The following is a 6,648-nucleotide window of genomic DNA, read 5'->3' as shown; positions in this document are numbered from 1 at the left end:
TTTGCTAATGTGTGATAAAGAAGCATTAGAAGTGTAAAAAATTTTGCCGTTCCTATCCGGCACTTGGCCATTGTGTCGGATAGGTCGGGCGGTTATTCGGGCAAGTCAATCTTGCCGACAAAGCTGTAATAAATCTCAATGTCCTGCCTGCGGGTGCCGTTCTCGTCGTAACTGCACTCATGCACCACGATTTTCTCTACCATTTCCCGCAACAGGGTGGGGGTCAGTTCTTCAAAGGCAAGGTGCTTGCGGACAATGCCCATGAATTTCTCGGCGTTGACGGTGGCGGCCTGCGACTTGTCCAGTTCAGCTTGCAGGGCTGCGGCTCTCTTTTTCAGTTCAGCTTGCTCGGCTTCATAATCAGCCGACAGTTCCATGAAACGCTCGTCGCTGATTTTGCCGTTTACATTGTCCTCATACAGCCGCTTGATAATCCGGCTCACTTCGGCAATGCGTTCCTGTGCCTGTTCAAGCTGCTTGGTGGCTGCGGCGGTCTTTCGCTTGCCGCCGATCTCGTTCTGCTGGACAAGCAGTTTCACAAACCGGCTCTCATGCTTGGCTGCGTATTCGGTCACTTGCCGAAGATTTGCCAGGACACCGGCGGTCAACAGGTCGGTGCGGATAAAGTGCGCCGTACAGTCGCGGGTGCGCTTCTTGTAGCTGCCGCAGATGTAACAGTCCTGCTTGCGGTCTTTGTTCTGATACCGCTGCTGATACAGCACATGGCCGCAGTCGGCGCAGAATAAAATCCCAGAGAACAGCCCCACTTCATCATAGCGGTTCGGGCGTTTGCGCTGCTTGCGTAACTCCTGCACACGCTCCCATGTTTCCATGTCGATCAGCGGCTCATGGTGGTTCTCAAAAATGGCCTGCTTCTCAATGGGGTTCTCTACGCTGTGCTTGACCTTGTAAGAGGGCTTTTCCGTCTTGAAGTTTACCAGACAGCCGGTGTACTCCCGATTTTCAAGGATATGCACGACGGTGTTTGTCGCCCACTTGCACTCATAGCCGGGGTGGTAACGGCGGGTGCTGCCTGTCCGCTGATATTCCAGCGTCCCCGGCGTGGGGATTTGCTGCTCCGTCAGCATACGGGCAATCTTGGTCGGGCCGTTCCCGGCAAGGCAAAGCTGGTAAATCTGCTGTACCACCGGGGCGGCTTCCTCGTCTATGATGAAGTTTTCGTCCTCGTCCATCACATAGCCGTAAACCGGCTTGCTGGTAACGGGCTTGCCGCTCATGCCTTTTGACCTTTTTACTGCCTTGATTTTCTTGCTCGTATCTCTCACCAGCCATTCGTTGAACAGATTTCGCAGCGGGGTAAAATCGTTGTCCATGCCGCCGTTTGCGCTGTCCACATTATCGTTGACAGCGATAAAACGCACACCCTTTTGAGGGAACAGCATTTCCGTGTAAAACCCCACTTGCAGGTAGTTTCGCCCCAGCCTTGACATATCCTTGACGATAACGGTTCCCACTTTTCCGGCTTCAATGTCTGCAAGCATAGACTGAAAGCCCGGTCTTTGGAAATTTGCCCCGGAATAACCGTCGTCGGTGTACCAGCGCAGATTGGTAAAGCCGTTCTGTTTTGCGTAGGCTTCGAGTATCCTTTTTTGGTTCGATATGGAATTGCTCTCTCCTTGCAGTTCATCGTCTTTGGATAATCTCGGATAAAGGGCGGTAATCAGGTTTTGGGTGGCTTGTCTTAACATAAAATCCTCCGTTTCCGACAGCCAGCCCCACTATTCCGTATTTTTATCATACCACATGGGGCGGCTGTCTGTATAGCGGCAAAAGTGTAAAATCTGCTTCTTTATAGTTTATAAAAAAGAGCGTTCTTTTCATAGGGATTATCATGAAAAACGGTAATTGAAAATCCCTTTACTTCATGCTATAATACGAAAAGCGTTACCAGCGACGATAATGCGGGATTTTGTCTGCAATTCATTGAAGGAGGTACAGGCATGAAGTTTGAAAAAATTGATTGTGGCAACGGAATTGCGGTTGCCGTATCAAGTGACAGCATGATTATTACTGATGTCGATTCTGCGCTTGATTTGCTTATGTCTGCCAAATACGAAGCAGGCACAAAGTATATTGTCGTGGATAAAAAGAACATCATTGAAGATTTCTTCATTTTGAGCAGCGGCTTGGCGGGAGAAATTCTTCAAAAGTTTATCAATTACGGTGGAAAAATCGCTATATACGGGGATTTTTCACATTACACCAGCAAGCCGCTGAAAGACTTTATCTTTGAAAGCAATAAAGGGAAAGATGTGTTCTTTGTTGCAACAAAGGAAGAAGCAATTCAAAAAATAAGTCAAAGCATTTAGTGGATAAAATCCCCATATCGGATAGTTGTGTATTAACCCAACGCGAAAGCGGCCATGTCAAAGCATGGCCGCTTTTTCCATGCCCCCGGCTCATGCCGGATAAGTCGGCTTCTGTGTAGCAGCGGCTTCGGCTTGCAGCACTTTTTCCATTTTGTCGATGGCAGTTTCGGTGCTGTCCTGCTTGAAATAGCCGGACACCACAAGGACAGAGTTGCCCATGCGGATTTTCGTCACGCAGTCGGGGCGGCGGGGATTGGTTTTTGTGGTCTGTTCGTAATCTGCCATAGGCTACTCCTTTCACTCATTCATCAGATTTTTCAGCCGTTCCAGCTTGGCTTGTGCGGTTTCCCTGCGGAAGTTGCCGCCCGTAAAACGGACAGGGGCGCACATTTCCAGCAGCCGGTCATAGATACGGGCATAGGCGGTGTCGGTTGGGTTCTGGATTTGCTGCAAGGTCAGGTTGGTGGTGACGATCAGCGGCCTGCGGCTGCGGTATCGGCTGTCTATCACGCTGTAAACCTGTTCCAGCCCGTAGGCGGTGTCACGCTCCATGCCAAAATCATCAAGGATAAGCAGCGGATAGCGGCAAAGCCGGGAAATGTATTCGTTCCTGCCCTCGAAGCTGGCGGCAAGGTCATTGAGGATAGCGGCAAAGTTCGTCATGCGGACAGGGATTTTCTGCTCCATCAGGGCGTTTGCGATACAGCCCGCAAGGTAGCTTTTGCCGGTTCCCACACCGCCCCAAAAGAGATAACCGATGTTCTCGGCCTGCATGGTGTCCCAATGCTCCGCATAGAACCGGGCAACGGCGGTCTGGGGGTTCCTGCCGTTGTCGTTTTCAAAAGTCCAGTCCCGCATGGCGGTATCGGAAAATCCCCGGCGTTTCAAGTCCTCTACGGTGTCAAGGTGTCTGCGCTGCTGTTCGGCGGCTTCACGCTCAATCCGCTGCGCCCTCTGGCAGTCGCACTCTGCCGGGTGGCGGTCAAGCCCGAAAAGCGTCTTGCCCTCTGGGAAATAGGCTTCTTTGGGCTTGCGGCATTTTCCGCAGTACAGCAAACCGTCCTCGCCTGTGTAGTCGCCGCTGTCCGGCTCGGTATCCGGCAGCAGATTGATATTCTCGATTTTGTTCATAAACTTTCTCCCTCCTTGCAGGTGTAGTCCGGGACACCCTGTTTCGGGGCGTCCTTTTTGTCATTCTCTGCCCATATCCGCAGGGCGGCGGCATAGTTCTGGTAGGTTCTCCCGTTGGCGGCAAGGTAGCGGCTCATTTCCTCAATGAGCCGTTCCAGTCTGTCCGGGAACTCGGCTTTCAGTTCTGCATACTCGGCTTCGGTCAGAAAAACATTCTCATATCTGCCAAACGGTTTGTGCGGCTCTCCACTCACTCCCATTGTTTGGTTTTCTATCAGGTTGTTTATAGTAAGGTTGTTAGGGGTCGGTTTTCCGACCGTCATAAGGTCGCTTTTCCGACCATCAGTAGGTCGGTTTTCCGCACTTATGAGGGTCGCTTTTCCGACTGTCATAGGGTCGGAAATCCGAACTAATGGCGGCAGCTTCACATACAGGCGGTTGGCTGCGGAAAATCCCGCCCGTTTCCGTTCCAGAAGTCCGGCTGCGTCCAGTTCGTTCAAGGCGGCTTTGATGGCGGTCTGCCCCTTATCCAGCATTTCGGCAATCTCCGCTATGGGATAGACAATGAATGTCCTGCCCTGATCGTCCTGCCAGCCGTTCCGCTGTGACAGGGTGGTGCGGTCTAACAGCAGCGCATAGAGCAGCTTGGCGGTCTGGGAAATGTCCATTTTCAGCAGGAACCGGGGATATGGCAGGTAGGGCGGCAAGCCTGTGTCCAGCCCTACATAAATGGTTTCCTGCGTGTTGTCCGGCTTCATGGCTTCGCCCGCTTGGAGCGAAACGGCGGGCACTCGATGATCATAGCCCGGAAACTCTGCTTGCAGGTGCGGCGGCACTTGCGGCAAAGAGGATTGTAGGTGATACGGTTGCGCTCATTGAGGAAGAACGCCCATTCTTCCTTGCGCTTCTTGCTCATTCTCGGCATGGCGGCTCCTTTCTGCCGTTTCTATCGATGTAACCGGATAGGCGGCGTTTGGTGTATGATTTCGGTGTCATTTTCGGGGATTTTCCTCTCTGTATGCCCCTTGAAAAAGGCAGGTGGTATTGCGGATAGGGTCAGATATAGGGAACGCTTTTGTGCGGTTTCGGTATCATTTCGGGGTGGAGTTCAGTGGTCAATTTCCCATAGCAAAGGGGTGTCCAAAATGGAACCCCCTTTCCGGGTAGGGGTGGAACAAAACGGAACACCCTTACCGCTCCCAATCCCGACGCACCTCTTTTGTCCGTTCCTGCCGGAGCATGGCGGCAAGGTTGGATTTGACCTTTTGCAGCTCGGCGGCTCTGGCTTTCTGCTCCCGGTACTCGGTGTAAATCCCGTTTTTCTCGGAAATCAGGGCTTCATTTTCCGCTTGCAGCTTGGAAACGGCGGGCAGCTTCTTTAAGCCCTGTTGCCGAAAATACCGCACCGCCGCTTCATACAGCGTCAGGTCTGCATGAAACGCTTCCCGGTATCGTTCCGGCTTCTTGGCAGTTTTCAGCCCGTCATGGGCGGGCTTGGTTCTGCGGTAAACGCTGATCTGGTGCATGAGTTCCTTGTTGGCGGTGATTCTGGATTCCAGTTCTTTCAGCTTTTCTCCGGCGGCGTGCTGCCCGGAAATGGCGGCTTCCAAAGCTGTGTCCACTTCTTCGGGGCTGGCAAAACCATGCTCGGAAAGGAAATTCATGGTCTTTGCCATCTGTTTGAGGTTAAAGGTTTTTGCCCAACGCTCATAACCGATACCTTTTCCCTCGGCTCGCTTGGCGGCTATATCTACAAGCCGCTGCGGGCTGTCAGGGTTCGGGGTGATTTGGGCGGGTTTTGTCCGCTGTATGCCCTTAGTAAGCTGCGGCTGGTGTTCCTGTCTGTCCTGCATCTTTGCGGCTGCTCTATGGGCGTTCTGCTGGAAAACAGCAAGGACAGCGGCCTTGTCGAAGTCCGTCCCCAGCTTCCGGGCGGTGATGGGCTTTGTTCTGTCCGGCGTGAGATAGGACAGCCGCCCCCGGCTCTCCTTAACGGTCACGCCCTCCCGCAACAGGAGAGCGGAAAACTCGTCAAAGCTGGCGGCGGTGGCAAGGGCTTGGCGTATGGTCTGCCGCAAACGGCCTTTGTCGGTTTCAAACTTGGTCTGTCGGGGTGCGATACCCTCGGCAAGCAGCACAGCGTTTTCCTTGTCCAGCTTGGCTTGCCCCTTGCGCTTCGCCCAGTATTCACGCTCGGTCACTTTGTTTCGGCTGCCGTTCAAGAGGTCGATCTGGTAAAGCCCCTCCCGGTGGCACATCTCCATGACTTCGCTGCGGAAATACCGCATGGCGGCTGCGGTACAGCGGTGCTTGTTCCCGGCTCTGGTGTCGCTTGCCCTGTCCATGTAGGGCTTGCGCTCCACCTCGGCAATCCGCAGACTGTTGATGACAATATGCACATGGATATTGCCGCTATGGTTGTGCCCGTCCGGGTGGGTACAGACAAGGGCTTGGTGTCCGGGAAAATGCTCTTTGCAGTAGGCCAGCCCCAACGCCTGCGCCCGGTCTACGGTCAGGCCATTGTCGGCTGCGTCCCGTGGGTCAAAGCTGATGATATAGTGGTGGCTCTTGATGTCCTCCCGTTTGCTGTTCTTGCCGTACCGCAGATTTGCCCGGATACATGACAGGGCAAAATCTTCCTCCCCGCAGTTCAGCGTGTCCAGCCGGTAGTCCTGCCGGGGAATGAGCCGCCCGGCTTCATCAAGGGTGGGTTTCATGGTAAACTCGTCATGCTCAAAGGTGAGATAGGCTTCGGCGGCTCCGTAGTCGGCATTTTTAGAGCTGATATGCTTGATCGTTGCCATAGGCTTCACCTATCACTTTCAGCACCTCGAATTTGAGGGCGGCAAGGTCGGAAACAGCGGCTCTCACCTCACTGGACAGGGCGTTGTAGGGTGCGCCGTATTCGTTGAGATACCGGGCGATCTGGTTCAGGTTGCTGCCGATTTTCCCGTACTGCGCCACAAGGGAAGATATGGCGGTGAGCATTTCTTCGCTGTGGGCAGTCACCCGGATAACAGGAGAAATCCGGCTGTAAAAAACGGCTTGCCGGATATACTCGGACTGGCTCATGGAGAGGGCGGCGCATTTGTCCTCAAAGGCTCTGCGCTCGTCCTCGGTCAGACGGGTCTTGACAACACATTTCCGCTTGGGGGTGTTGTAGGTTTTGTGTGGCATGGTGGCTCAA

The 6,648-nt window shown here is 53.5% G+C and carries 8 protein-coding genes; 1 reads left to right on the top strand and 7 read right to left on the bottom strand.

Annotation, left to right across the window (positions count from 1 at the left end; genetic code table 11):
• Positions 1-92: 92 nt before the first annotated feature.
• Complete coding sequence (locus tag ACTQ34_RS17025) at positions 93-1,709, bottom strand: recombinase family protein (RefSeq protein ID WP_118101863.1); 1,617 nt, start codon at positions 1,707-1,709, stop codon at positions 93-95.
• Positions 1,710-1,961: 252 nt separating this feature from the next.
• Here ACTQ34_RS17025 and ACTQ34_RS17020 point away from each other — a divergent pair, with 252 nt between their 5' ends.
• Entirely contained in the window at positions 1,962-2,330 is a 369-nt protein-coding gene (locus ACTQ34_RS17020; protein ID WP_087988644.1) for a DUF4180 domain-containing protein, read from the top strand.
• 90 nt (positions 2,331-2,420) lie between these two features.
• On the opposite strand, the gene ACTQ34_RS17015 is transcribed toward ACTQ34_RS17020, so the two are convergent.
• From ACTQ34_RS17015 to ACTQ34_RS16990, 6 genes are all read right to left on the bottom strand, one after another.
• On the bottom strand, positions 2,421-2,615 hold the full coding sequence (locus ACTQ34_RS17015) for a transposon-encoded TnpW family protein (protein WP_087988643.1): 195 nt from the start codon (positions 2,613-2,615) through the stop codon (positions 2,421-2,423).
• Between the two features lie 12 nt (positions 2,616-2,627).
• Positions 2,628-3,461: an ATP-binding protein gene (locus tag ACTQ34_RS17010; RefSeq protein ID WP_087988642.1), complete on the bottom strand. Its 834-nt coding sequence runs from the start codon at positions 3,459-3,461 to the stop codon at positions 2,628-2,630.
• On the bottom strand, positions 3,458-4,219 hold the full coding sequence (locus tag ACTQ34_RS17005) for a replication initiator protein A (protein WP_087988641.1): 762 nt from the start codon (positions 4,217-4,219) through the stop codon (positions 3,458-3,460). Before ACTQ34_RS17005 ends, ACTQ34_RS17010 begins: the two co-directional genes overlap by 4 nt.
• Positions 4,216-4,386 (bottom strand): hypothetical protein, encoded by a 171-nt coding sequence (locus ACTQ34_RS17000; RefSeq protein ID WP_168951823.1) that lies wholly within the window; start codon positions 4,384-4,386, stop codon positions 4,216-4,218. Before ACTQ34_RS17000 ends, ACTQ34_RS17005 begins: the two co-directional genes overlap by 4 nt.
• Positions 4,387-4,651: 265 nt before the next feature.
• Positions 4,652-6,265: a relaxase/mobilization nuclease domain-containing protein gene (locus tag ACTQ34_RS16995; RefSeq protein ID WP_136890944.1), complete on the bottom strand. Its 1,614-nt coding sequence runs from the start codon at positions 6,263-6,265 to the stop codon at positions 4,652-4,654.
• The gene (locus ACTQ34_RS16990; protein ID WP_008980720.1) at positions 6,237-6,638 is read right to left on the bottom strand and encodes a plasmid mobilization protein; all 402 of its coding nucleotides are present in this window, start codon (positions 6,636-6,638) and stop codon (positions 6,237-6,239) included. The genes ACTQ34_RS16995 and ACTQ34_RS16990 overlap by 29 nt, the downstream gene beginning before the upstream one ends.
• Positions 6,639-6,648: the final 10 nt, after the last annotated feature.

The organism is Agathobaculum sp. LCP25S3_E8 (assembly GCF_052117165.1).
GTDB lineage: Bacteria > Bacillota > Clostridia > Oscillospirales > Butyricicoccaceae > Agathobaculum.
The sequence above is the reverse complement of the archived record's forward strand: the minus strand, read 5'-3'. Positions and strand labels throughout refer to the sequence as shown.